General features: G+C 72.0%; 19 protein-coding genes and 1 other RNA gene. 13 read left to right on the top strand and 7 right to left on the bottom strand.

Annotated features, from left to right (window positions below; genetic code table 11):
- Nucleotides 1-111 precede the first annotated feature (111 nt).
- On the top strand, nt 112-798 hold the full coding sequence (locus M8I34_RS08210) for a bifunctional 2-polyprenyl-6-hydroxyphenol methylase/3-demethylubiquinol 3-O-methyltransferase UbiG (protein WP_250048576.1): 687 nt from the start codon (nt 112-114) through the stop codon (nt 796-798).
- Nucleotides 799-889: 91 nt separating this feature from the next.
- On the opposite strand, the gene M8I34_RS08205 is transcribed toward M8I34_RS08210, so the two are convergent.
- From M8I34_RS08205 to M8I34_RS08185, 5 genes are all read right to left on the bottom strand, one after another.
- Nucleotides 890-1840, bottom strand: coding sequence for a class I SAM-dependent methyltransferase (locus tag M8I34_RS08205; protein WP_250048575.1), 951 nt, complete (start codon nt 1838-1840; stop codon nt 890-892).
- 368 nt (nt 1841-2208) lie between these two features.
- Nucleotides 2209-3123: a carbohydrate ABC transporter permease gene (locus M8I34_RS08200; protein ID WP_250048574.1), complete on the bottom strand. Its 915-nt coding sequence runs from the start codon at nt 3121-3123 to the stop codon at nt 2209-2211.
- The gene (locus tag M8I34_RS08195; protein WP_250048573.1) at nt 3120-4499 is read right to left on the bottom strand and encodes a carbohydrate ABC transporter permease; all 1380 of its coding nucleotides are present in this window, start codon (nt 4497-4499) and stop codon (nt 3120-3122) included. Before M8I34_RS08195 ends, M8I34_RS08200 begins: the two co-directional genes overlap by 4 nt.
- Nucleotides 4500-4639: 140 nt before the next feature.
- The gene (locus M8I34_RS08190; RefSeq protein ID WP_250048572.1) at nt 4640-6013 is read right to left on the bottom strand and encodes an ABC transporter substrate-binding protein; all 1374 of its coding nucleotides are present in this window, start codon (nt 6011-6013) and stop codon (nt 4640-4642) included.
- 489 nt (nt 6014-6502) lie between these two features.
- Nucleotides 6503-9970, bottom strand: a complete 3468-nt coding sequence (locus M8I34_RS08185) for an FHA domain-containing protein (RefSeq protein ID WP_250048610.1) — start codon at nt 9968-9970, stop codon at nt 6503-6505.
- A gap of 494 nt (nt 9971-10464) precedes the next feature.
- Here M8I34_RS08185 and M8I34_RS08180 point away from each other — a divergent pair, with 494 nt between their 5' ends.
- The 4 genes from M8I34_RS08180 (at nt 10465) to M8I34_RS08165 (ending at nt 16170) form a co-directional block, all read left to right on the top strand.
- The gene (locus tag M8I34_RS08180; protein ID WP_250048571.1) at nt 10465-12123 is read left to right on the top strand and encodes a serine/threonine-protein kinase; all 1659 of its coding nucleotides are present in this window, start codon (nt 10465-10467) and stop codon (nt 12121-12123) included.
- A 347-nt stretch (nt 12124-12470) separates the two neighbouring features.
- The gene (locus tag M8I34_RS08175) at nt 12471-13742 is read left to right on the top strand and encodes a serine/threonine-protein kinase (protein ID WP_250048570.1); all 1272 of its coding nucleotides are present in this window, start codon (nt 12471-12473) and stop codon (nt 13740-13742) included.
- A 168-nt stretch (nt 13743-13910) separates the two neighbouring features.
- Nucleotides 13911-15017 (top strand): peptide chain release factor 2, encoded by a 1107-nt coding sequence (prfB, locus tag M8I34_RS08170; protein ID WP_244414541.1) that lies wholly within the window; start codon nt 13911-13913, stop codon nt 15015-15017.
- 322 nt (nt 15018-15339) lie between these two features.
- Complete coding sequence (locus tag M8I34_RS08165; protein WP_250048569.1) at nt 15340-16170, top strand: LPXTG cell wall anchor domain-containing protein; 831 nt, start codon at nt 15340-15342, stop codon at nt 16168-16170.
- A 111-nt stretch (nt 16171-16281) separates the two neighbouring features.
- Here the strand turns inward: M8I34_RS08165 and M8I34_RS08160 are convergent, their stop codons facing one another.
- Nucleotides 16282-16476, bottom strand: coding sequence for a hypothetical protein (locus M8I34_RS08160; RefSeq protein ID WP_030083484.1), 195 nt, complete (start codon nt 16474-16476; stop codon nt 16282-16284).
- A 249-nt stretch (nt 16477-16725) separates the two neighbouring features.
- Here M8I34_RS08160 and ftsE point away from each other — a divergent pair, with 249 nt between their 5' ends.
- The 8 genes from ftsE (at nt 16726) to M8I34_RS08120 (ending at nt 22880) form a co-directional block, all read left to right on the top strand.
- Nucleotides 16726-17415 (top strand): cell division ATP-binding protein FtsE, encoded by a 690-nt coding sequence (ftsE, locus tag M8I34_RS08155; RefSeq protein WP_030986793.1) that lies wholly within the window; start codon nt 16726-16728, stop codon nt 17413-17415.
- Between the two features lie 32 nt (nt 17416-17447).
- Nucleotides 17448-18362 (top strand): permease-like cell division protein FtsX, encoded by a 915-nt coding sequence (gene ftsX, locus M8I34_RS08150; RefSeq protein WP_030986795.1) that lies wholly within the window; start codon nt 17448-17450, stop codon nt 18360-18362.
- 68 nt (nt 18363-18430) lie between these two features.
- Nucleotides 18431-19651 carry a S41 family peptidase gene (locus M8I34_RS08145; protein WP_250048568.1) on the top strand — a complete coding sequence of 407 codons (1221 nt, stop codon included), beginning with the start codon at nt 18431-18433 and terminating at the stop codon, nt 19649-19651.
- 18 nt (nt 19652-19669) lie between these two features.
- Complete coding sequence (gene smpB, locus M8I34_RS08140) at nt 19670-20173, top strand: SsrA-binding protein SmpB (protein ID WP_250048567.1); 504 nt, start codon at nt 19670-19672, stop codon at nt 20171-20173.
- 124 nt (nt 20174-20297) lie between these two features.
- Nucleotides 20298-20668, top strand: a transfer-messenger RNA (tmRNA) gene (gene ssrA, locus M8I34_RS08135).
- A gap of 264 nt (nt 20669-20932) precedes the next feature.
- Nucleotides 20933-21244 (top strand): hypothetical protein, encoded by a 312-nt coding sequence (locus M8I34_RS08130; RefSeq protein ID WP_244414545.1) that lies wholly within the window; start codon nt 20933-20935, stop codon nt 21242-21244.
- Nucleotides 21244-22200: a WXG100 family type VII secretion target gene (locus M8I34_RS08125; protein WP_250048566.1), complete on the top strand. Its 957-nt coding sequence runs from the start codon at nt 21244-21246 to the stop codon at nt 22198-22200. Before M8I34_RS08130 ends, M8I34_RS08125 begins: the two co-directional genes overlap by 1 nt.
- Nucleotides 22197-22880 carry a hypothetical protein gene (locus M8I34_RS08120; RefSeq protein WP_250048565.1) on the top strand — a complete coding sequence of 228 codons (684 nt, stop codon included), beginning with the start codon at nt 22197-22199 and terminating at the stop codon, nt 22878-22880. Before M8I34_RS08125 ends, M8I34_RS08120 begins: the two co-directional genes overlap by 4 nt.
- Here M8I34_RS08120 and M8I34_RS08115 read toward each other — a convergent pair.
- Nucleotides 22873-24216, bottom strand: coding sequence for an MFS transporter (locus M8I34_RS08115; protein WP_250048564.1), 1344 nt, complete (start codon nt 24214-24216; stop codon nt 22873-22875). The genes M8I34_RS08120 and M8I34_RS08115 overlap by 8 nt on opposite strands.
- Nucleotides 24217-24246 lie beyond the last annotated feature (30 nt).

Below are 24246 nucleotides of genomic sequence, written 5' to 3'. Positions count from 1 at the left end.
TGCGAATTCGGCGCGCCGTAGTGCCGGGCCGCGTCCGATGCCGTAGACCCGTTGCACAGCTTCAGGGCGCCCCGTGCGCCGTGTTTCCCCAGGGAAGGTGACCGCGTCCCGATGCCCGGCCGAACCGACAGCTCCGCCGCCACCGACAGCCCCGACGCCGGGCCGCCCGGCAGCGACACCCGGACCGCCCGGCCCGCGCGCCCCACGGGCACCGCGCCGGCCGCCTCCACCGCGCGGCTGCCGGCCGAACGGGGGCGCGGCGGCCCGGCCCGGCTGCTGCCCGCCCGGTCCCCGTACCGCAGCCAGCTGCGGCGGATCGGCACCGGCCGGGTGCTGGAGATCGGCTGCGGGACCGGTGACACGCTCGCCGGCTGCGCGGCCGGCAGCGTCGGGGTGGACCACGACCCGCAGTCCGTGGCGCACTGCCGCGCCCGCGGCCTGACCGCCTACACGGCCGACACCTTCCTCGCGAGCCCGCACGCCCGGCCCGGCGCCTTCGACGCGCTGCTGACCGCCCATGTCCTGGAGCATCTGGACGACGAGCAGGTCGAGGGTCTGCTGCGGGCCTATGTCCGGTACGTACGGCCCGGTGGCGGGGTGTTGCTGATCACCGCGCAGGAGGCCGGGCACCGGGCCGGGCCCGTCCCCGTGCGCTTCACCGACTTCGCCCTGCTGCGGGCCTTCGCCGAATCCGCCGGCCTGGCCGTACGGCGCACGTACTCCCATCCGCTGCCGCGTCCCGCCGGGATGCTGCTGCGGTCCAACGTCTTCGTCCTGGTGGGACAGGTCCCGCGCTGAGGCGGGCCCGGCGGAGCGGGCCGGACGGCCCCGGGGCGCGGCAGGGCGCGGGCCGGGGCGCGGTTCCCCGCCCCGGCCCGCGCCCGAGGCCTCAGTGCGTACGGCGCCGGCGGGCCTTCACCAGCGCACGGGTGACGACCGGCGGCAGCACGTCCAGGGCGACCCGGCGCAGCGCGGCGCGCGAGGGGGCCGGCGGGCGGGCGGCCGGGCGGGCCGCGGAGGCCTTCGGTGCCCGCGCCGCCGGCCGCTGCGGGGCGCGGGCGGCGGACTGGTGCCGGGAGAGGGGATGAGCGGGCTCCGCGGCGCCCTTGGCGCTCAGCCGCACCAGCGGGGCGTCGTTGACGTACTGCACCTCGTGCCAGATGTCGCCGCGCGAGGTGATCCACTCCATCAGCGCCTTCTGGAGCGGCTCGGGGTCGCCCCAGGTCCCGTAGAACTTGGTGCCGGTGATGCAGACGGGGCGCAGACCCTCGTTCGCGACGGCCTGCCAGGTGGCGGCGGCCACTCCCGGGCAGTGCTCGGCGCGGTAGTCGTCCATCACCACGACGCCGTGGCCCGTGAGCAGCTTGCGCACCGTGAGGATGTCGCCGTGCACATGCTCGTACAGATGCGAGGCATCGATATGGGCGAAGCGCACCGACCCCTCGTCCACATGGTCGCCGACGAACGAGCTGAGGCCCTGGATGATCGTGGGCAACTCATCATGGAAGGCAAGGTAGTTCGCCTCGAAGGCACGGCGCGTCAGCGTCGCGTAGGACTTCTTCATCTCCTTGGAGTTGGAGGCATCCTCGGCGGGGGAGTCGAAGAGATCGCAGACCGTGAAGCGCTCGTCGGGACGCAGCCGCGCACCGAGGAAGATGGCGCTCTTGCCCATATACGCGCCCAGTTCGAGCAGATCACCCGGCTCCGAACGGTCCTGCTGGTGCGCCAGGAACCAGTCGAAGAGCAACTGGTCGGCGGTGAAGAACCAGCCTTTGACATCGGACAGCCGGGTGGGGCGCGGGAGTTGTTCGGCACTCTGGTCTGCGATGGGGGCAGTCATGTGCGGTCCGTCTCCAGACGGTCGGGAACGTAGGGCTGAGTACGACGCGTGCAGGGGGAGTACGTGCGGTATGTGCCGGCGCTGTCCGCCGTGGATGTACCTGGTGTGCGAGGAGAAACCGAGAGATCTGAGGGATCTACGGGATCTGAGGGATCTGCTCGATCTACGAGATCTGCGGGATCGGGGAAGGGATCTGCTGTTGTCGGCATCTGTGCAGTTATGGACGCGCCCGGCGTCATGGCCGCCGCGCACCGCCGCGCACCGGCGCGGCCCCGTGGCACGGCAGCGACGTCACTGTAGGCGGACGAAAATGAACGGGAGATGGCGTGACGACGGGGACCGCCGGGACTGCCGGCCCCACAGGGATCTCACTTCACCGCGCCGGCCATCACACCGGAGACGAACTGACGCTGGAAGGCGAAGAAGACGATCAGCGGCACCACCATCGACAGAAAGGCGCCGGGCGCCAGCACATCGATGTTGTTGCCGAACTGGCGCACCTCCTGCTGTAGCGCGACCGTCACCGGCGGATTGCCGCTGTCCGCGAAGATCAGCGCGATCAGCATGTCGTTCCACACCCACAGGAACTGGAAGATCCCCAGCGAGGCGATGGCCGGCCCGCCCAGCGGCATCACGACCCGGGTGAACAGCCGCAGCTCGCCCGCCCCGTCCAGCCGGGCCGCCTCCAGCAGCTCGCGCGGGATCTCGGCGAAGAAGTTCCGCAGCAGGAACACCGCGAACGGCAGCCCGAAGGCCGTATGGAAGAGGATCACCCCGGCCGTCGTCTCGAACAGCCCGACCGCGCCGAACAGCTTGGCCACCGGGATCAGCGCCACCTGCACGGGCACCACCAGCAGCCCGACGACGACCATGAACCAGCCGTCCCGCCCCGGGAACTCCATCCACGCGAACGCATAACCCGCCAGCGACCCGATGACCACGACCAGCACCGTCGCCGGCACAGTGATCGCCGCCGTGGTCAGCAGCGAGCCCATCACCTTGTCGTTCGACAGCAGCTGGCTGTAGTTGTCCCAGGTGATCTGGGCCGGTGCGCTGAAGACCTGCCACCAGCCGGACTCGGCGATCTGCTGCGGGCTGCGCAACGAGGACAGCAGCAGCCCCACCGAGGGCATCAGCCAGAACAGGGCGACAAGGACCAGGAAGACCCGCATCGCGCCGCCACCGGCCCGCGCCGCGATCCGGGCGGCCGGCGACTGCCGGGCCCGTACGGCACCGGCACCGCCGGAGCGCCCGTCCGGTACGACACCGTCCACGGTCGTCATCGGCGACGCTCCTTCCGTATACGCCGGAGATTCACGTACATCACCGGCAGCACGAGCAGCAGCAGGAACACGGCGATCGCGCTGCCCAGGCCCTCGTCGACATCGGTACCGAACGACGACTGGAAGAGCTGGAGCGCCAGCACATTGGCGGATCTGATGCTGGAGCCCGGCGCGATGATGTAGACCAGATCGAAGATCTTCAGCACATTGATCATGAGGGTGACCAGCACGACCACCAGGACCGGCGCCAGCAGCGGCACCGTGATCCGGCGGAAGACCTGCCACTCGCCCGCGCCGTCCACCCGCGCCGCCTCCAGCAGCTCCCGCGGAACGCCCGCCAGCCCCGCCGCGATCAGCACCATCGCGAAACCGGCCCACATCCAGACGTAGGACCCGATGATGGCCGGGGTGACCAGCGCCGGGCCGAGCCAGTCGACGCCACGGTAGGCCTCGGCGAAATTGGCCGCGGGCAGCCGGAGGCGGGCGCCGTCGGCCTGAGCGGCGGGCAGCGCAAAGGTGCCGTCCGCCGCCGTCGTCGCCGAGCCCACCACCTTGCCGCCCCTGACCGCCTCGACCGTCAGCCCGGCCAGCGCCTTCTCGCTGCCGTCGACGACGTCGGGGCGGCCGCCGCCACCACGGGTGAAGTCCAGCCACACGGTGCCGGTGACCTCGCCGGGACGGGACCCGGCGGCGGCCGCGGACCGGGCGCCGCGCAGATCGCCCGGCTGGACGGCGACCAGCGGCAGCTTCACCGGGGACCCCGCCCGTACGGCCGACCGCGTGGTGAACGCACCGCCGCCGGACGGCGCGAGATCGGCCTTGGGCCGCGGTTTGGCACCGGGGAACGGCGCCGGGTCGGCGAACGTGTCATGAATGCCGACCCACACCGCGTTGCCGACCCCGCGCTGCGGGTCCTGGTCGTAGACCAGCCGGAAGATGATGCCCGCCGCCAGCATCGAGATCGCCATCGGCATGAACACGATCAGCTTGAAGGCGGTGCCCCAGCGGATCCGCTCGGTCAGCACCGCGAAGATCAGCCCCAGCACCGTCGAGACGGTCGGCGCCACCACCACCCAGATGACGTTGTTCCGCAGCGCCGTACGGATCCCGACGTCCGAGAACAGCGCCCCGTAATTGCCCAGCCCCACGAAGCCGTTGCCGGACGCGTCGAACAGACTGCGGTACACGGAGAACACGATCGGGTAGACGACCAGCGCCCCGAGCAGCAGCAACGCCGGCAGCAGAAACACCGCGGCGGTCCACGGGCGGGTGCCCAGGACACCACCGCGTCGCCGGTCGCCGCGCCGCCTGCCGCCGCCGCTGCGCCGGCCGCCCACGCTGCTCTCACTGGCCTTGCTGACCTGTACGGCGCTCATCGTGACGGTCCCCCCGGTCCCGGTCGAGGCGGTCGGCGGCAGCTGCTCCGCGCCCGGACGACTTGGCGTACTCAGCGCCCGGACGGCTTCACGGACTCAGTGCGTCCGGACGACTTCACGTACTCAGTGACTTCACGTACTCAGTGGCTGAACGACTTCGCGGCGTCCTTCTCCAACTGCGCCTGGGTGCCCGCGACATCCTTGGGGTTCTTCAGGAAGTCCTGTAGGTCCTTCCACTCGCCCTGGCCCGGCTTGCCGCCGAACGAGGCGGGCGCCTGGTCGGACATGTCGAAGCGGAAGTCGTCACCCGCCGCGATCAGCGCCTTGGCGATCTCGCGCATCACCCCGTCGGCATACGCCGCCTGGTCGAGCTCCTTGTTCGGCGAGATGAACCCGCCCGCCTGCGCCCAGATCTTGGCGGCATCCGTCGACGCCAGGAACGTCAGCAGCGCCTGCGAGGCCTTGGTGTCCTTGAGGGCCACTGCCACATCGCCGCCGGTCACCACCGGGGACTTGGCGCCCACCGCCGGGAACGGGAAGACCTTGGCGTCGGTACCGACCTTGGCCTTGGTCTGGGCGATGTTGGCGGCGGCGAAGTCGGCCGAGGAGACCATCGCGGCCTTGGGGGTGTCACCGCCGCTGAAGGTCCGGGTCACCGACGTCGGGAAGTCCGTCTGGAGCGCACCGGAGTTGCCGCCCGCGAGCAGGTCCTTACGGCCGAAGAGCTGCCCGAGCGTGGTCAGCGCCTGCTTGACCGTCGGGTCAGTCCACTTGATCTTGTGCTGCGCGAGCTGGTCGTACTTCTCCGGGCCCGCCTGGGAGAGATAGATGTTCTCGAACCAGTCGGTCAGCGTCCAGCCGTCCGAACCGCCCACCGAGACCGGCTCGACACCCGACTCGGCGATGATCTCCGCCGCCTTGACGAAGTCCGGCCAGGTCTTCGGCTCCTTGGCACCCGCGTTGTCGAACGCCTGGGTGTTGTACCAGACCAGCGACTTGTTGCTGGCCTTGAAGTAGACGCCGTACCCGGTGCCCTTGTGGGCGCCGAGATCCTGCCAGCCCTTGGTGTAGTTCTTGGCGAGCTGCGCCTTGGCGGCGCTGCCGAGCGGCTTGAGCCAGCCCTTCTCGGCGAACTCGCCCAGGACACCGACCTGCTGGAGCATCGCGACGTCCGGCGGCCCGCCACCGGCGATCTTGGAGCCGATGAACCCGGCCATGTCGTCGCCGCTGGGCACGAAGTCGACCTGGGCGCCGGTGCGCTTGTCGAACTCGTCCAGCACCTTGACGAAGTTCTCCCGCTCGGGGCCCGTCCAGACCGCGGTGACCTGCAACTTCTGGCCCTTGAGCTGGGGGAGCTGCACGGTGGGGGCGGTGCTGCCGCCCTTGCTGCCGCCGCTGCCGTTGTCCTTTGTGCCGCCGCCGCTGCCGCAGGCGGCCAGCATCAGGGCGAGCGCCGAGGCCGCCGCCACCGCGGTCGTGGCACGTACAGCCGTGCGGTCGAGTCGTCTGCGCATCCCCGTAGCCCCTTATCGCTGCGCCTGCCGTGCCGGGTGCGAAGGGGGCCGTATCACGTCGTGCCGCGGCGCCCTTGCCGTGCCGTTCGCGTCGTGCCGTGCGGTGGTGCGTGGGTGGTGCGTGGTACGTGCGGTGGTGCGTGGTACGTCGTGTGTGCAGTAGTACGTCGTGCGTGCGTTGGTATGTGGTGCCGTGCGGCGGTACGTCGTACGTGCGTTGGTGCATGGTGCCGTCCGGCGGTACGTCGTGCCGCGCGATGGTGCGTCGCTGCGCTGCACTGCGCTGCACTGCGTCTCGTCGTGCCGCGCGGTGGTGCGTGGTCGCGCGGCGTCTCGTCGTGCCGCGCCGTGGTGCGTCGTCGCGCTGTGCCTCGTCGTGCTCTGCGGTGGGTGTGCGACAGTCCTACGCCCTGGCCACGGGGTCCGCAATACCGCCTTCCGTGCCAACTGGCCTTTCGTGACGGTGCTGTTATGGGCGGGGCCCCCGGCTCACAGCAGGGGCGGGGCGGAGGGGGCGCCCGAGGACTGTGCGGCCCGCTGGAGCGCGCTGGCCAGCAGGGCCAGGTCCGTCGGGCCGTTGCCCAGCTCGCGCAGCGGGCGCCGGGCCGGCGGGTCGCCCATCCGCTGCCACTCCAGCGGCACGACCGTCGGCCGGAGGGTGGACGTCCGGGGTATCCGGCCGGTCACCCGGCCCGCCTGGAACGGCGTCGAGGAGCCGTCCGCCGCGCGGTGCAGCCGACCGCGGCCCGCGGGCACCGGCTCGGACGGGTCTCCGTCGGCGCCCAACCGGACCCGCAGACCGGCCCGTTCGCTGGTCGCGGTCTCCGCCGTTCGGTCCGGATGGCCGGTGGCGGCTATCAGATGGACCCCGAGCGCCGCCCCGTCCCGGGCCACCGCCTCCAGGGCGCGCACCACGGAACCGGCGGCCGGCCGGCCCGTGCTGCCCAGCGCGGGGGCCACCAGGGCGTCGAAGTCGTCGACCAGGACGAACAGCCGGGGCATCGGTACCGCGGTCTCCGCGCCGTCCGCCGCCGGCGGTTCGCTGCGGGCCCGCAGGCGGAGTGTTCCGGTCGTGGAGGGGTCCGCCGGTGGGCCGCTGTCCCCTTCCTTATTACGGCAACGATTACGGAGAGTAGTTGGTTCCTGCTCTCTGTAATCACCGTTGCCCTCGGTCGAACGCCGCGGCGCGACGACCCGCGGTGCCGGCAGATGCTTGCTGCGCCACTCGGCGAACGGGGTGCCGGCCAGTATTTCCGCCCGCCGCTTCAGCTCGGAGGACAGCGCCTGGGCGAACTCCCGCATCCGGACCGGGTCCGAGGCGGCGAGATACGTCGTGACATGCGGCAGGTCCGTACAGACCCGCAGTCCTTCGCCGCGCTCGCTGCCGCCGCCGTCCACCAGCACCAGCGACAGCAGATCCGGGCGGTCGGCGGCGGCCAGCGAGGCGGCCATCGAACGCAGCAGCTCGGTCTTGCCGGTGGCCGCCGCACCCTCCAGGACGAGATGCGAACCGTCACCGGCGAGATCGGCGCACAGCGGTCCGTGCGGTCCGGCACCGAGCACCGCGGCGGCGCCGGGCCGGTCGGTGTCCAGCGCGGCGGCCCAACGGGCCATCAGGGACGCCGGGGTGGCGCGGGCCAGCCCCAACTCGTCCAGCAGCCGCGCCGAATCGGGCAGCGGGACGGCGGCACGGGGGGCCGCCCGGCCACCGGCCTGGGCCGCCGCATCGGTCTCGCGCAGCGGCGCCAGCGCCCGCGCGAACCGCTCGGCCCAGGCGCCGGAGACCGCGTCCACCGCCGCGACCGTGCCGTTGGGCCCGGAACCCGGCTGGACCACGCGCAGTGCCGTGGCGACATCGCCGCTGAGCACCGCGACCGCCCCGCACTCACCGAAGGCGGGCGACGCCTCCCGGGCCGCCTCGTACGTCGCGGCCAGCGGGAAGGCGGGGGAGGCGGCCGGGGTCTCGGCCAGGCACAGGAGATGGATACCGGCCGCCGGGCCGCCCGCGGCGAGCCGGGCGGTGGTCTCGCGCAGCGCGGAGCTGCCGGGGTCGCCGTCCACGACCACGAGCGTGTACGGGCCCTGGTGGCGGGCGGCGGCGGAGGCGATCTCCGCCCGGTCGGCGTTGGCCCAGCCGTGGCCCAGCGGGCCGTCGTCGAGCCGGCGCACCAGCTCGGACGTACGGGCCAGGGCCTGTTCCTTGTCGTACGCGAGCAACAGCCGGCAGTCCTGGCCGTGGGCCGGGCGGACCTGCGGCAGCCAGCCGAGCCAGGACCAGTCCGCCACCCGCTCCTCGGCGGGGCGCGCCCGGTCCGCGCTGATCAGCACGAGGTCGAGGGTGCCGGGGGAGTGCAGGGCCGCGAGCTGGGCGAGGGCGCTGCGGGCCAGCCCGGCCAGCCGCGCACGCGGCCCGGCGAGGCCCAGCGAGCCCGCCCGGCGCAGATCGACGGTGACCGGCACGGCGGTCCGGCCGCCGCCCCGGGCGGCCGTCCCCAGCCGGACGGTCAGCGCGTCGGGGTGGTCCGGGCCGCGCTCCCACAGGCGGGGCCCCGGGCCCAGCGCCGTGAGCAGGACCGCGGCGGCGTCCGGCCATCGCTCGTCGGCGGCGGGCCCGGAGCGCGCTTCGGGTGCCTGGGCGTCCTCGGGGGCGGCGGCGAAGGTTGCCGCGGGGGCGTCGGCCGGTGCGTACTCCGGTGCGTAGGTGTCCTCCGGCCCCGCCACGGCGGGCCGGCCGCCGGCCAGCCGCCGCGCCCAGGCGCCGATGCCGCCCCGCCGCCCGCCTTTACGGGGCGCCTCGTCGGACGGCGCCAAGGACTGCTGGCCGCCGTGCGTCCGCTCCTGCGGCCCGGACGGAAAGCCGTCGGTGCGCTCCCGGGCACCGGGCCCGAAGCCGTCCGCCGGGGCGCCGCCGTCGGTCGTGCGGTCGTAGACATGGCCTGTGTGGGTGGCCGGGAAGGGCGTACCGGCGCCGCCGCGCGGGGAGTCGTGGCCGGGGGCCGGTGCGCCCTGTCCGGGTGCGTCGTACCGGGCCGGGGTGCCGCGCAGGGGGGTGTCCCGCCGTCCCGTCGCGCCCGGCGCCGGTGCCGGTGCGGTACGGGAGTCGGCCGCGGTACGGGAGTCCGGCGCGGTACGGGAGTTCGGTACGGGAGAGGCTGCGCCGCCGGCCATCCGGGCGTACGCCCCGGCTCCCGCGTACGTCCCTTCCGCGGCGGCGGTGGCTCCCCGCGGGCCCGGCGCCCCGTACTCCTCCGTCCGGCCCGCCGCCACCGCGTCCGGGCCGGGCCCGGACGTCCCGGGGGTGATCCGCAGATGTCCCTCGCCGTCCGGGGCGGTCGGCAGGGCGGGGTCCGGTGCGCTCGGCGCGGACTGGAGGCGCAGGGCGGACTCGCCGATGCGCAGCAGGGCGCCGGGCCGCAGCGGCGCGGGCCGTTCGCCGAGGTCGGTGCCGTCCACGACGGTGCCGTTCGTGGAGCGCAGGTCGGCCACGTACACCGAGCCGTCCGGTTCGACGGTCACGGCGCAGTGCAGCCGGGAGACATCGGGGTCGTCGAGGGGGACATCGGCGTCGGCGGAGCGGCCGATGCGGATCTGGCCCCCGTGCAGCAGATGCACTCCGCCGGCGTCGGGGCCGGAGATGACCCGCAGGCGGGCGGAGCCGTGCGGCAGGCCGTGTGCCGGGGCGGGGCCGGGGCTCTGGAGGGAGAGCACCGCGCCGTCGATCAAAGGGGGCTCGCCGATCGCCGCGCGCTGGGGATCGAGCCGTTCGGGCCCGGCATACAGGGCGACGGGGCCGCTGCCGCCCGCACCGCCGACATCCGCACCCGAGCCCGCCACGGAGGCCGCGAGCGCGCCCGCCACCGCCGCCAGGGCGGTCCCGGCGGGGGCCGTCACGAGCACATCGCAGGTACGTGTGGTGTGGCCGCTGCGCGGCCCGAGGACGGTCAGCCGGATCTGCATCGCCGTCAACGGTCCCTTCTGCCGGGATCCGGCGAGGGCTCCGCTCACTCCCCCCACCACACCCGGGCACGTCGGCACGTACAAGTCCCAAGTGCACGGCGCGACAAGGACCGCCCGCCCCCACCGCATCGTGCTGGGTGCATCCTCGCACCTGCCGCTGACAACACGCCCGCCGACCGCCATTCAGTGATCTTGATTGGTCTTCTAAGGGCGAAAAAGTGCCTGCTTGCGTGCCGTGCCCGGCCGGATTTCGACGCCCGTGGTCAGCTCGGGACGGTCCCGGGCAGGATGCCGTGGGCGGCGTCCGGCACCGGCCGGGCGCGGCGGGCAACCATCCGTCCCCGAAGTGCGTCTTCCCCACAAGCCCCCAGCGGGCCGACGGACCGAAAAGTTTGTACGACGGCACTACAGTGGGTCGGACGGGCCGCGCGGAGTTGATCATTGAGACCCGGCGGGCCGGGCAAGAGAACCACCACGACCAGGGAGCGCATGACGTGCGGCCGGTAGGCAGCAAGTACCTGCTCGAGGAGCCGCTGGGACGCGGTGCCACGGGCACCGTCTGGCGTGCCCGCCAGCGGGAGACGGCGGGCGCCGAGGCCGCCGTGGCAGGAGAGCCCGGTGAGACGGTCGCGATCAAGGTCCTCAAGGAGGAGCTGGCGCACGACGCGGACGTGGTGATGCGCTTCCTGCGGGAGCGCTCCGTCCTGTTGCGGCTCACCCACCCCAACATCGTCCGTACCCGCGACCTCGTCGTCGAGGGCGATCTGCTCGCCCTCGTCATGGACCTGGTCGACGGCCCCGACCTGCACCGCTATCTGCGCGACAACGGCCCCTTCAGCCCGGTGGCCGCCGCGCTGCTCACGGCCCAGATCGCCGACGCGCTGGCCGCCAGCCATGCCGACGGTGTGGTGCACCGCGACCTCAAGCCCGCCAACGTCCTGCTCGCCGGGTCGGACGGCAGCAGCGAGATGCACCCGATGCTGACCGACTTCGGCATCGCCCGTCTCGCCGACTCCCCGGGCCTGACCCGCACCCACGAATTCGTCGGCACCCCCGCCTATGTGGCGCCGGAGTCCGCCGAGGGCCGCCCGCAGACCTCCGCCGTGGACATCTACGGCGCCGGCATCCTGCTGTACGAGCTGGTCACCGGCCGTCCGCCGTTCGCCGGCGCGACCGCGCTGGAGGTGCTGCACCGCCACCTCAGCGAGGAGCCGCAGCGTCCCGGCACGCTCCCCGAGCCGCTGTGGACGGTCATCGAGCGCTGTCTGCGCAAGCGGCCCGAGGAGCGGCCCAGCGCCGAGAACCTCGCCAGGGCGCTGCGCACCGTCGCGTCCGGCATCGGGGTGCACGCCACCCCGGCCGCTGCCGAGGCCGCGCTCGGCGTCGCCGCGCTGCTCGCCCCCGACCCCGCGCCCGCCCCCGTCCCCGGAACGGGCGAGGGCGGCCAGCCCGGCGGAGGCGACGCCGACCCCACCCAGGTGCTCCCGTCCGGCGCCGGTTCGTACGACCCGGGAGCGGCGACCAGCGTGCTGCCGTCCACGGGCGGACCGGGCGGACCGGGCGGCCCCGGCGGGCAGGGCGGCGACCCCACCCGGGCCATGCCGCCGATGCCCATGGGCGCACCGGCCGGCGGGCCGCAGGGGCCCGACGGTCCGCATCCGTGGGAGTCCCAGATGCGGGCCGCGCGCGACCGCAACGAACAGACCCAGGTGCAGTACCTGGACCCCGGCCAGGACCCGCTGCGCCGCCGCCCGCAGCGCCAGGCCGCTCCCCAGCAGCAGCCGCCGCAGCGCCCGCAGCAGCCGCAGTACCGCCAGCAGCCCGCTCCGGCGCCGTACGCCCAGCAGCAGCCGCAGGCCCCCCAGCGCCGCCAGGAGCCGCCGCCGCAGCGCTACGAACCGCAGCGGCCGCCCGCCCCGGAGCCCCGGCCCCGGCGTGAGCCCCGTCAGCGCAGTGCCAACCCCATGAAGATCCCGGGCCTCGGCTGCCTCAAGGGCTGCCTGGTCACGCTGATCCTGCTGTTCGTGGCGGCCTGGCTGGTCTGGGAGCTGACCCCGCTCCAGGAGTGGATCGGCACGACGCGCGGCTTCTTCTCCCAGGTCGGGCACGTCTTCGAGAGCGTGCAGCGCTTCGTGCAGAAACTCGGCGGCTGACGCCGCTCGCCGGCGGACTCGGTGCGGTCCGTGGGCGTGGGGAGCGGGTCCGGCGGATCGTCGCCGGGCCCGTTCCGCCTTTTCAGGCCGGGCGGGCCGGCGCCGCCCGTCCGGTCCCGAGGCGTCCACGCGGCGATGCGGCGTGGCGCCCGACGCCTCCCTGTGACGGCCCGTCGGACAGCCCCGGGAAGCAACCCAGTGGATTTGTCGACTTCTGACGGACAATTTCGCTCACAGAAGTGAAGGTTGCCACGTTCCGGGGCACTGAACCCCCTGGCACCCGCGTAGCTTTGACGCCAACCTCAGCCCCCGCAGGACGCTCGGGGGCCCGACACGTCGGAGCAGTCTTGGCACGGAAGATCGGCAGCCGGTACACCGCCCACCAGATCCTGGGGCGCGGCAGTGCCGGCACGGTATGGCTGGGCGAGGGCCCCGAAGGGGCTGTGGCCATCAAGCTGTTGCGTGAGGATCTCGCATCCGACCAGGAACTCGTCGGCCGCTTCGTGCAGGAGCGGGCGGCGCTGCTGAGCCTGGACCACCCCCAAGTCGTCGGCGTCCGTGATCTCGTCGTCGACGGCAACGACCTGGCGCTGGTCATGGACCTCGTACGGGGCACGGACCTGCGCACGCGCCTGGAGCGCGAACGCCGGCTCGCCCCGGAGGCCGCCGTCGCGATCGCCGCCGATGTCGCCGACGGGCTCGCCGCGGCGCACGCCGCCCGGATCGTCCACCGCGACGTCAAGCCCGAGAACGTCCTGCTGAACATGCAGGGACCGCTCGGCCCCGGCGGCGCGCACCCCGCCCTGCTCACCGACTTCGGCATCGCCCGGCTCGTCGACTCGCCGCGCCGGACCAGGGCCACCAAGGTCATCGGCACCCCCGACTACCTCGCCCCGGAGATCATCGAGGGGCTGCCGCCGCGCGCCTCCGTGGACGTCTATGCGCTGGCGACCGTCCTGTACGAGCTGCTCGCCGGGTTCACGCCGTTCGGCGGCGGGCATCCCGGGGCGGTGCTGCGCCGCCATGTGACCGAGAGCGTGGCGCCGCTGCCCGGCATCCCCGACGAGCTGTGGCAGCTGCTGCTCCAGTGCCTGGCCAAGGCACCGGCCTCCCGGCTGCGTGCCCCGGAGCTCGCCGCCCGGCTGCGCGAGATGCTGCCCGGCCTGGCCGGTATGCCGCCGCTGGACATCGACGAGCCCGACAGCGAGCAGCCGGAGGACGAGCAGGAGGCCGCCGCCGGTTCCCGCGAGGAGCCGTACTACCCGTCGGCGCCCCCGGGGGAGGCCACCCCGCCGCGCGGCGCGGTCCCGCTCGTCCAGGGCGCGGTCCCCGACTCCAACCGGGAGACGCACACCAGCATGCGGGTGCCAGGACCGGACGAGCTGGCGGGCGGCGCCCACGGCACCGCCCGTGCCCCGCGCGCCGCCGGTGAGCGCCGGGCGGGCTCGGCCCGGCACCGCTCGTCGCCCGATGCGGTGCGCCGCCGCCGGATCAAGCTCGGCGCGGCCGCCGCCGCGGTGGCCCTGGCGGCCGGCCTGGGCGGCTGGCTGGCCTCCGGCGACGACCCGGCGGGCGACGCCACACCGGGCGTCCACCAGCCGGAACCCGGCACCCCGTAACGCCCCGCCCGCGCCCCGGCCGGGCCCGGAAACGGCCCGCCGGACCGGGCGGCACCCGGCCCGCGGCGTCGCGTACGGCCCGCCGGGGGCCCGCCGTCCACGGTTCCCGGCAGGTCCGACCTGCCGGGGCCGGGTCACGCTGACGGTGGTAGCCGTTAGGCTGGGTGCGTGGCAGTCGTCGATGTATCCGAAGAGCTGAAGTCCCTCTCCTCGACCATGGGGTCGATCGAGGCCGTCCTGGACCTCGACAAGATGAGGGCCGATGTCGCCGTGCTCGAGGAGCAGGCCGCGGCGCCGTCCCTGTGGGACGACCCGGAGAGTGCGCAGAAGATCACCAGTCGCCTGTCCTACCTCCAGGGCCAGCTGCGCAAGGCCGAGGACCTGCGTGGCCGGGTCGACGACCTCGAGGTGCTCTTCGAGCTCGCCGAGGCCGAGGGCGACGAGGACGCCAGGGCCGAGGCCGAGGACGAGCTCACCGCCGTCCGCAAGGCGGTCGACGAGCTGGAGGTCCGCACCCTCCTGTCTGGCGAGTACGACTCCCGTGAGGCGGTCGTCAACATCCGCGCCGAGGCCGGTGGCGTGGACGCCGCCGACTTCGCCGAGAAGCTCCAGCGCATGTATCTGCGCTGGGCCGAGCGGCACGGCTACAAGACCGAGCTCTACGAGACCTCGTACGCGGAAGAGGCCGGCATCAAGTCGACCACCTTCGCCGTCCAGGTCCCGTACGCCTACGGCACGCTCTCCGTCGAGCAGGGCACGCACCGCCTGGTGCGCATCTCGCCGTTCGACAACCAGGGCCGCCGCCAGACGTCGTTCGCCGGTGTCGAGGTCCTCCCGGTCGTCGAGAAGACCGACCACATCGAGATCGACGAGTCCGATCTGCGGATCGATGTGTACCGCTCCTCGGGCCCCGGCGGCCAGGGCGTCAACACCACCGACTCCGCGGTCCGGCTGACGCACCTCCCGACCGGCATCGTCGTCTCCTGCCAGAACGAGCGCTCGCAGATCCAGAACAAGGCGTCCGCGATGAACGTCCTCCAGGCCAAGCTCCTCGAGCGCCGCCGCCAGGAGGAGCAGGCCAAGATGGACGCGCTCAAGGGCGACGGCGGCAATTCCTGGGGCAACCAGATGCGTTCGTACGTCCTGCACCCGTACCAGATGGTCAAGGACCTGCGGACCGAGTTCGAGGTCGGCAACCCCACCGGTGTGCTGGACGGCGACATCGACGGCTTCCTGGAGGCCGGAATCCGCTGGCGCAAGCAGCAGGAGAAGTAGCGGATCCGCCTCTTCCGTACGTGAAACAACTGCCTCCTTCGGGGAGGCAGTTGTTTTTGCTGTGGCGGTTTGGTCACAGTCGTATGTCCATGTACCGCCCACTGCTTGGCAATTCGGTCATCCGGCCTTTAATCGGCCTTGACGATGTTGGCCGAACTGGGAAGGCTGAGCGCGGCATGCGTATGTCTGGGGCGCGTGTAAGAACGGGGAATTGAGCGGCCTGCCCGCAGTGCGGGGCCGAAGCTCGTGAACCCCGACATCGGCTCGTCGCCCCGTACAGCGGTGCTCCAATGACGAGTTCAGCTACTGGGGGTAGCAGTACATGACGAAGAAGACGCGGCTGCGCGTAGCGCGCATTGCGGCCGGCGCAGTGATTGCGGCCGGTGCGTCGCTCACGGCCGCCGGAGCTGCTTCCGCGGCCAGCCCGGGCGATGTCCAGGGCCAGGACGGCGGCATCATCGGCGGCATCATCGGCGGGATCATCGGTGGCGGTGACTCCGGCGGTGACACGTCCACCGGTGGCACCGACGGCGGCGAGTCCAGCGGTCAGGTCGGCGGCGAGATCGGCGGCGACGACAGCACCGGTGGCGAGATCGGCGGTGACGACAGCACCGGCGGTGAGATCGGCGGTGACGACAGCACCGGCGGTCAGTCCGGCAGCACGACCGGTGGCGACGAGACCACCGGCGGCCAGACCGGCAGCACCACGGGCGGTGACGAGACCACCGGTGGCCAGTCCGGCAGCACGACCGGCGGTGACGAGACCACCGGTGGCCAGTCCGGCAGCACCACGGGCGGTGACGAGACCACCGGTGGCCAGTCCGGCAGCACGACCGGTGGCGATGAGACCACCGGCGGCCAGACCGGCGGTCACAGCACCGGTGGCAACGCCACCGGCGGTGACTCCACCGGTACCGGCACCGACAACGAGGGCTCCAAGCCGATCGAGCAGCCCGGTCAGGGCAAGGAGCAGATCGCTGACACGCCCGGCCAGGCAAAGCAGCAGGCCAAGGGCGGCGAGCTGGCGGAGACCGGTTCCACCGGTACCACCTTCCTGCTCATCGGCGCTGCGACGATGATCGCGGGCGGTGTCGGCTTCCGTATGCTGCCCCGTCTGATCAACAAGAACGGCGGCGGCGCCGCAGCGGCCTGACGCTGACGGTACAGCTGGCTGGAGGGGCCCGGGACGCGCTTGCGTCCCGGGCCCCTCGGCCGTTCGCGTGCTCTGTGCCGCCGGGAAGCCCCGTACGGGTGCCGGCGGGTGTCAGGAAGCCTGGTGGAGGAGTATGCCCACCGCGATCAACACGATCATCAGCGCCACCAGCATGGCAGGGCTGAGCTGGGCGAACATGCCGCCCGCTTGCTGCTGAAGTCGTTCTCTGCTGGCCCGGCACACGGGGCAGCGGCCCTCGGTCACAGGGGCCGCGCAGTTGGCGCACACCAGTCGGTCGTACGTCATGCGACCTCCTTCTCCACTGCGCCAACGCACCGGAAGGCGCGTTGGTTCCCTCTTCCACTGTGCCAGCACATCGCCGGAACGGCGCGCCCCGCGAGATTGTGCGCCTTTTGTCCCGTAGGTGCCGTGAATAAACGCACCAACCCCCTACGGCGACTGCGCCGCCCCGCGAGGTTCGCGTATGGTCACGCACACCGACGGGAGCCGCAACTCGGCAACCGTGCCCCTATCCAGGTCGACCGTGGTGCATCAGTGATCCGATTCGACAACGTCTCCAAGACCTACCCGAAGCAGAACCGCCCTGCACTCAGGGACGTCTCGCTCGAGATCGAGCGCGGCGAGTTCGTCTTCCTGGTGGGCTCCTCGGGATCCGGTAAGTCCACCTTCCTGAGGCTGCTGCTGCGCGAGGAGCGCACCAGCCATGGCCATGTGCACGTACTCGGCAAGGACCTCGGGAAGCTCTCCAACTGGAAGGTCCCGCAGATGCGGCGCCAGGTGGGCACGGTCTTCCAGGACTTCCGGCTGCTCCCCAGCAAGACCGTGGGGGAGAACGTCGCCTTCGCCCTCGAGGTGATCGGCAAGCCGCGCGGCCAGATCCGCAAGACGGTTCCCGAGGTCCTCGAACTCGTCGGCCTCGGCGGCAAAGAGGACCGTATGCCGGGTGAACTCTCCGGTGGTGAGCAGCAGCGTGTCGCCATCGCGCGGGCCTTCGTCAACCGCCCGATGCTGCTCATCGCGGACGAGCCCACCGGCAACCTCGACCCGCAGACCTCGGTCGGCATCATGAAGCTGCTGGACCGGATCAACCGGACCGGTACGACGGTGGTCATGGCCACCCACGACCAGCAGATCGTCGACCAGATGCGCAAGCGGGTCATGGAACTCGAAAAGGGCCGGCTCGTACGCGACCAGTCGCGCGGCGTGTACGGCTACCAGCACTAAGCGTGTACGGCCCCCAGCACTGAAAGGACGCCATGCGCGCCCAGTTCGTCCTGTCGGAGATCGGCGTCGGTCTCCGCCGAAACCTCACGATGACTTTCGCCGTCATCGTCTCCGTAGCCCTCTCGCTGGGCCTGTTCGGCGCCTCGCTGCTGATGCGCGACCAGGTCAGCACGATGAAGGGCTACTGGTACGACAAGGTCAACGTCTCGATCTTCTTCTGCAACAAGAACGACGCCGACTCCGGAGCCAACTGCGCCAAGGGTGCGGCCACCCAGCAGCAGAAGAACGACATCAAGGCCGAGCTCGACCGGCTGCCGATCGTGCAGAAGCCGGTGACGTACGAGTCCAGTGACCAGGCGTACAAGCACTACAAGGAGCAGTTCGGCGACACGCCCGTCGCCGGGCTGGTGACGCCCGACCAGCTTCCGGAGTCCTTCCGCGTCAAGCTCAAGGACCCGACGAAGTACGCCGTGATCAAGTCGGCGTTCTCCGAACGGCCGGGTGTCCAGGAGGTACAGGACCAACGGGACACCGTCGAGCCACTGTTCAACCTCCTCAACGGCATGAACATCGCCGCGATATTCGTGATGGCGCTGATGCTGGTCGTTGCGCTGATGCTGATCGTCAACACCGTGCGGGTGTCGGCGTTCAGCCGGCGGCGGGAGACCGGGATCATGCGGCTGGTGGGAGCGTCCAGCTTCTACATCCAGATGCCGTTCATCCTGGAGGCCGCCATCGCGGGGCTGCTGGGCGCCGCTTTCGCCTGTGTGCTGATCGTCGGCGGCAAGTACGTCCTCATCAACAACTGGCTGTCGAAGAAGATCCAGGTGATCAACTTCATCGGCTGGGACTCGGTGGCGGCGGTCCTCCCGCTGGTCCTCCTGATCGGGCTGCTGATGCCCTCGCTCGCCGCGTTCTTCGCGTTGCGCAAGTACCTCAAGGTGTGAGCTTTGCCAAGGGGCGCCGTACGGTCAACTTGCCGTACGGCGCCCTTTTGTCCCCTAGACTCACCGCCATGTCGGGCCCGTGTTCGTACGACCGGCCCCGCCGCATTCGCCGCGGGGCGGCCCTGACGTTGTTCCTCGCGAGTGTGCTCGCCACCGGCGCGGCTACCGGCACCTGGAGCGACGCAGCAGAGGGCGCGGTGGAGCGGACCGCCCCGGACCGTACGGCCTCCGGAGCGCACGCCCCCCGGTCCGCCACGGCGGACCGCGCGGCCGTCGAACGGGCCGCCGCCCAGGCCGTCGAGGACGGCAAGTCCGGTGCGCAGGCCGCCGCCGACGTCGTCAGCCGCAGCGGCGACCGCTGGTCGACGATCTATTCACCGGGCGAGTTCAAGGACTTCCAGGCCCAGTTGGACGGCTCCTACGTCGGTGTCGGGCTCTGGGTACGGCAGGCGGCCCACGGCCGCATAGAGGTCTCCCGGGTCCAGCCCGGCGGCCCCGCCGCACGTGCCGGCATCACCACGGGCGACCGGCTGAGCGCCGTCGACGGCCGCCCGTCCCGGGGCACACCGGTCACCGAGGTCGTCGGCCGGCTGCGCGGCGCCCCTGCCGGCGGCTCCCGTGGGCCCGCCGCCACGGCCGGTACGCCCGTGACGCTGGACCTCCAGCGCGGCGCCCGCCGCTGGACGGTCACCCTGCACCGCACCCGTCTGAGATCCCGGAACGTCGTCATCGACCGGCCGGCCGGTGCGCACGGCCCGACCCGCGTCAAGATCTCCGCGTTCAGCCAGGGCACCGGCGCCGCGGTCCGCCGGGCGGTGCGCCGCGCCTCCCCGCACGGCGGCCTGCTGCTCGATCTGCGCGGCAACACCGGCGGCCTGGTCACCGAGGCCGTGAAGGCCGCCTCGGCCTTCCTGGACGGCGGCCTGGTCGCGACGTACGACGTACGCGGCAGTCAGCGCGCCCTGTACGCCCGGCGCGGCGGCAACACCCGCCTCCCGCTGGTCGTCCTCGTCGACGGCGGCACGATGAGCGCCGCCGAGCTGCTCTCCGGCGCCCTCCAGGACCGCGGCCGGGCGCTCGTGGTGGGTTCCCGGACCTTCGGCAAGGGCTCGGTGCAGATGCCGAGCACGCTGCCGGACGGTTCGGTCGCCGAGCTGACCGTCGGCCACTACCGCACCCCGTCCGGCCGGACCGTCGACGACAAGGGCCTGACGCCCGACGTGATCGTCGGGTCCGGAGCGGAAGAACGGGCCCGCACGGTATTGAGTGGCATCGGGGGCGGGGCGTAGTGCGAAAATGGCCGCACTATGGCTAAGGACAAAGGCAAGGGCAAGGACAAGGACTCCGGGCGCAAGCTCGTCGCGCAGCACAAGAAGGCGCGGCACGACTACCTCATTCTGGACACCTATGAGTGTGGCCTGGTGCTGACCGGCACCGAGGTGAAGTCGCTGCGGCAGGGCCGGGCGTCGCTGGTGGACGGCTTCATCCAGATCGACCGGGGCGAGGCCTGGCTGCACAACGTACATATCCCCGAATACGCCCAGGGCACCTGGACGAACCACAGCGCGCGCCGCAAGCGGAAGCTGCTGATGCACCGCGTGGAGATCGACAAGCTGGAGGCCAAGAGCCAGGAGTCGGGGCACACGATCGTGCCGCTGGCCCTCTATTTCAAGGACGGCCGGGCCAAGGTCGAGATCGCCCTGGCCAAGGGCAAGAAGGAGTACGACAAGCGGCAGACGCTCCGCGAGCAGCAGGACCGCCGCGAGACGGACCGGGCGATCTCGGCTGCCCGGCGGCGGCAGCGGGCCTGATCTGCCCCGATGGAACCGGTCCCGGCCGGCCCGCAGGGAATACGCTGGCAACGGCAGCCGTTGTTCACGTACGATGGGTCCACACCCCATGAGGGGTGCGGGTACCACCTTGATAAATCAACATGGGGATGATCGGTTTCGACAGCGGATGTCGAAGCAGGGGAAGCGAGTCGAGGAAGCGGCAATGATCTCGTAAACCATATGTCGCAACCAATAATCGCCAATACCAAGCGCGATTCCTTCGCCCTCGCTGCCTAAGTAGCGACTTTGCGAAGTGTCAGCCCGGGGTTGATCCCGACCCGGATCCTGGCATCGACTAGGGATCTAAACTTCTAGACCCGGTCACGGGGTTTAGAAGGAAATCAAACAGTGACTGAGCCCGTCGGAGACTTGTTCGCGTGATCTCCGGGGCCGAGAAAATCGCAGCGAACTGCACTCGGAGAAGCCCTGTTTCTGCACCGTTGGACGCGGGTTCGATTCCCGCCATCTCCACAATTCCCATGTGAGGCCCAGGCCCCGCCGTCCGACAGGATGGCGGGGCCTGAGTCGTTCCGGGCGCCGGTTGCGGGCGCCGGGCACCGCGGTCCCTTCGGGGTGTGAGTATTTCTGCGGGTTTTCCACCCGATGGAGAATTCAGGCCGAAATGCGAGCTTCGGGCCGAGCGGTGCGTGAATGCCCCAGAGGTGTTTGACGAATCCTTGACTCCAGGTGTGTCATTGCCAGGCAAAGTGACGGCAATGGGGAAGCAACGGGGGAGCAATGGGTCAGGGCACCGATGTCGAGGGCGATGCGCTGCGTCGCTATGCCAATGCGGCGGAGAGCGCGGCGGACCGGATCGACAAGATCCGCAAGCGGACGGCCGGGCTGGATCTGTCGGACGGCGTGTTCGGGCAGCTGCCCGAGGCGAACAATCTGCGGGCCGACTACATCGACCAGAAGGATCAGTCGGGCACGGACCTCGAAGGCGCCGGAGAGATGCTGCGGTCCATCGCCGACGCGGTCCGTGGCTCCGCGGACAATTACGACGCCAACGAAGAGGACACCGCCAACAGCTTCGGCGGCGGTGCCTGATGGGGGCGGGGCAGGCCGCGTCGAGCGCGCTCGACCGGATCAACTACACCCTGGACTGGAGCAATCCGCTCGCCGCGACCCTCGACGAGATCATCAAGGGCGTCCTGAAGCAGTGCGGCGCCGACGACTGGTTCGACTGGGTCACCGGCGACAGCGAGCTGCTGGAGGAGACCGCCCAGGAGTGGCGGAGCGCGGCGCGCGATCTGCGCGGTGTGGTCGAGGACTTGGTGGCGGAGCGCAAGGCCGTGCGGCACGCGTGGCAGGGCGACGCCGCCGAGGGGTTCGACAAGACCATGACGGACTTCGAGCAGGCCCTGCTCGGTGAGGCCGACGACATGGACACCGTCGCCGAGCTGCTGGAGATGGCCGCCGCGGCCTGCGCCATGGCCGAGCAGGCCATGAGCGAACTCCTCGTGGAGATCGTCGAGGCGCTGATGGTCACCGCCGCCACCACGGCGATCCTCTCGCTGCTGACGGCCGGTGCCGCCGCCGCGATCGGGCCGATGGCGGGTGCGGCGAACGTCGCCTACCGGGCCGCGAAGGCCACCCGGATCGCTGCCAAGCTCGCCGACAAGCTCGCCGATATCGCCAAGCGGACGCAGGCGCTGGCGAAGCTCTCCCGGCTCCGCCGCTATCTGCGCGGGCTGGACCGCGCGAAGATCAAGGAGTGGAAGGGCGCGCGGCGGCGGATCGCCGGCGACCTGCTGCACGGCAACCGGCCGTCGGGTACGGATGTCGCCCAGTTCCTCGCCTGGAAGCAGGGCAAGAAGATCGCCAAGGGTGTCCTCGGGGTCGATCCCGGTGGTGCCCTGACGGGTGCCATGATCGAGAACGGTCCGGCGCTCGCGGAGGAGACCGTGGAATATCAGACGCGCCCGGAGCCGAAGAGCTTCGACGAGCGCATGGACGAGTCACCGGCGCAGGCCAAGCAGTCGGTGCGGGAGGCCTTCGGGTGAAATTCGCCGACGAGCTGTGGTCGGGGCTCAAGTCCGCCTTGGTGCCCACCGACCGGCATGCACTGGCCCGTGCGGCCAAGGAGCGGGCGGCGGCCGTGCTGCCGCCCGGGGAGCGGGTCCTCGCCGGCCATCCGGTCGAGGCGGGCGAACAGCTCCCCGAGCCGCCCCGGCAGTTCCGGCAGCAGGCGTTCTCCGCGCAGCGCACCACCGGTGACCGGCTCGTCGACGGCATGGGGCGGGCCGAATGGGGACTGCACCGCCTCAACCCCGTCAACGCCGTGGTGGACCGGTGGGACGACCGCCACCACCCCGGCACCCCTCAGCTGTCGGGCGGCTGGGAGAACCTGGCCGGGCAGCTGGCGGCCGTGCTGCGGCCCCGCTGTTCGTTCCGGTATCTGTCGGTGCTGCTGGTGACCGACCACCATCTCCATGTGGTGCGGGTGCGGCTGGCCGGCAACCGGCGGGAGCCGATGGCCGGTGCGGAGGCGGTGGAGTACGCCTGGCGGGTGGAGCGGCGGCAGGTCGCCTGGGTGCGCAACCGTACCGACGTGCGGCACGGCACGCACGAGGTCGGCTTCGTGGACGGTTCCTGGGTGACGTTCGCCTTCACGGTCGGGGGGTACGGCCCGGTCGTGGAGACCTTCCCCCGGCAGTTGCGGTACACGGACCCGATCAGCTGACGGGCGCCGCCGGACGGTCCGGGCGACGGCGTGCCGTGAGCAGGGTGACGGCCAGCGCGAGGGCGGCCGCCGCCGCGGGAACCCCGTAGGCGGCGCCCGCCCCGGCCAGGTGGTCGACCGCCCACCCGCCGCCCGCCGATCCGGCCGCGATACCGCCCAGCAGCGCGGTCACGGCGAGCGTCATGCCCTCGTTGAGCTGACCGCGCGGCGTCAGCGACTGGACGAGTCCCATGCCGGTGACCATGGTCGGCGCGGTCGCCATACCGGCCACGAGGAGCGCGACGGCCAGCGCCGCCGGGCTCCCCGTCGCGGCCGCGAGCAGCGGGAGCAGCATCAGGGCCACCATCGCCGCGGTGCAGCCGAGGAAGCGGTGGGCGGCGTGGCCACTCGGCCGCAGCAGGCCGTAGAGCAGTCCGGCCGCGCAGGAGCCCGCTGCCTGGAGGGCGAGCAGGCCGCCCGCGGCGGTCCGTATGCCGTGTCCGTCGGCGAAGGCGAGCGTCACGACCTCCAGGGAGCCGAAGACCGCGCCGGTGGCGAGGAACGTGACCAGGAGCGGCGGCAGTTCCGGCAGGCGCAGGGGTGAGCGGGGCCGGCCGGTGGCGGGTGCAGGTGCCACGGGGGGTTCGGTGCGGCGCTGGGCCGCGAAGAGCAGCACCCCGGTCAGCAGGAGTGCCGCCGCCACCGCCGTACCCGCCTCCGGGAAGAGGGCGGTGCACAGCAGCGTGGCGAGCACCGGTCCGAGCATGAAGCACAGCTCGTCCGCGGCCTGTTCGAAGGAGTTGGCGGTATGCCGGGCGGCCGGGTCGTCACGGAAGAGGTGTGCCCAGCGGGCCCGGGACATCCCGCCGGTGTTGGGCGTGGTGGCGGTGGCGGCGTAGGAGGCGAAGAGGGTCCAGTCGGGCGCGCCGTGGCGGACGCACAGGAGGAGCGAGAGCGAGCCGAGGACGGCGAGCACGGTGGCCGGGACCGCGATACGGGCCTGGCCGTGGCGGTCGACCAGCCGGGCGGTCCACGGCCCGACCAGCGCCGTCGCCGCCAGCCCGGTCGCGGTGACCGCCCCGGCCAGCGCGTAGGAACCACGCGACCCGGCGATCATCAGCACCGCGCTGACGCTGAGCATCCCCATCGGCAGCCGGGCCGGCAGATTGGCGGCCGTGAAGGCGCGGGTGCCGGGGACGGCGAAGATCCGGCGGTAGGGCGCGAGGGGACGGGAGCGGAGGCGGAGGCGGAGGCGGGGACGCCGCGGGGCTGGGCGTACGGGCCGGGCCGAGCGTACGGGCCGGGACGGGCGTACGGGCGGGGCCGTGACCGGGCGGGCAGCGAGGAAGAGGATCATGCCTCTACGGTCGCTGCCGCTCCTGCCGTA

The sequence above is a fragment of the Streptomyces sp. MCA2 genome (genome assembly GCF_023544705.1).
In the GTDB taxonomy this organism is placed as follows: domain Bacteria; phylum Actinomycetota; class Actinomycetes; order Streptomycetales; family Streptomycetaceae; genus Streptomyces; species Streptomyces decoyicus.
Note: the sequence above shows the minus strand (reverse complement) of the source record. Positions and strands in the feature narration are given on the sequence as shown.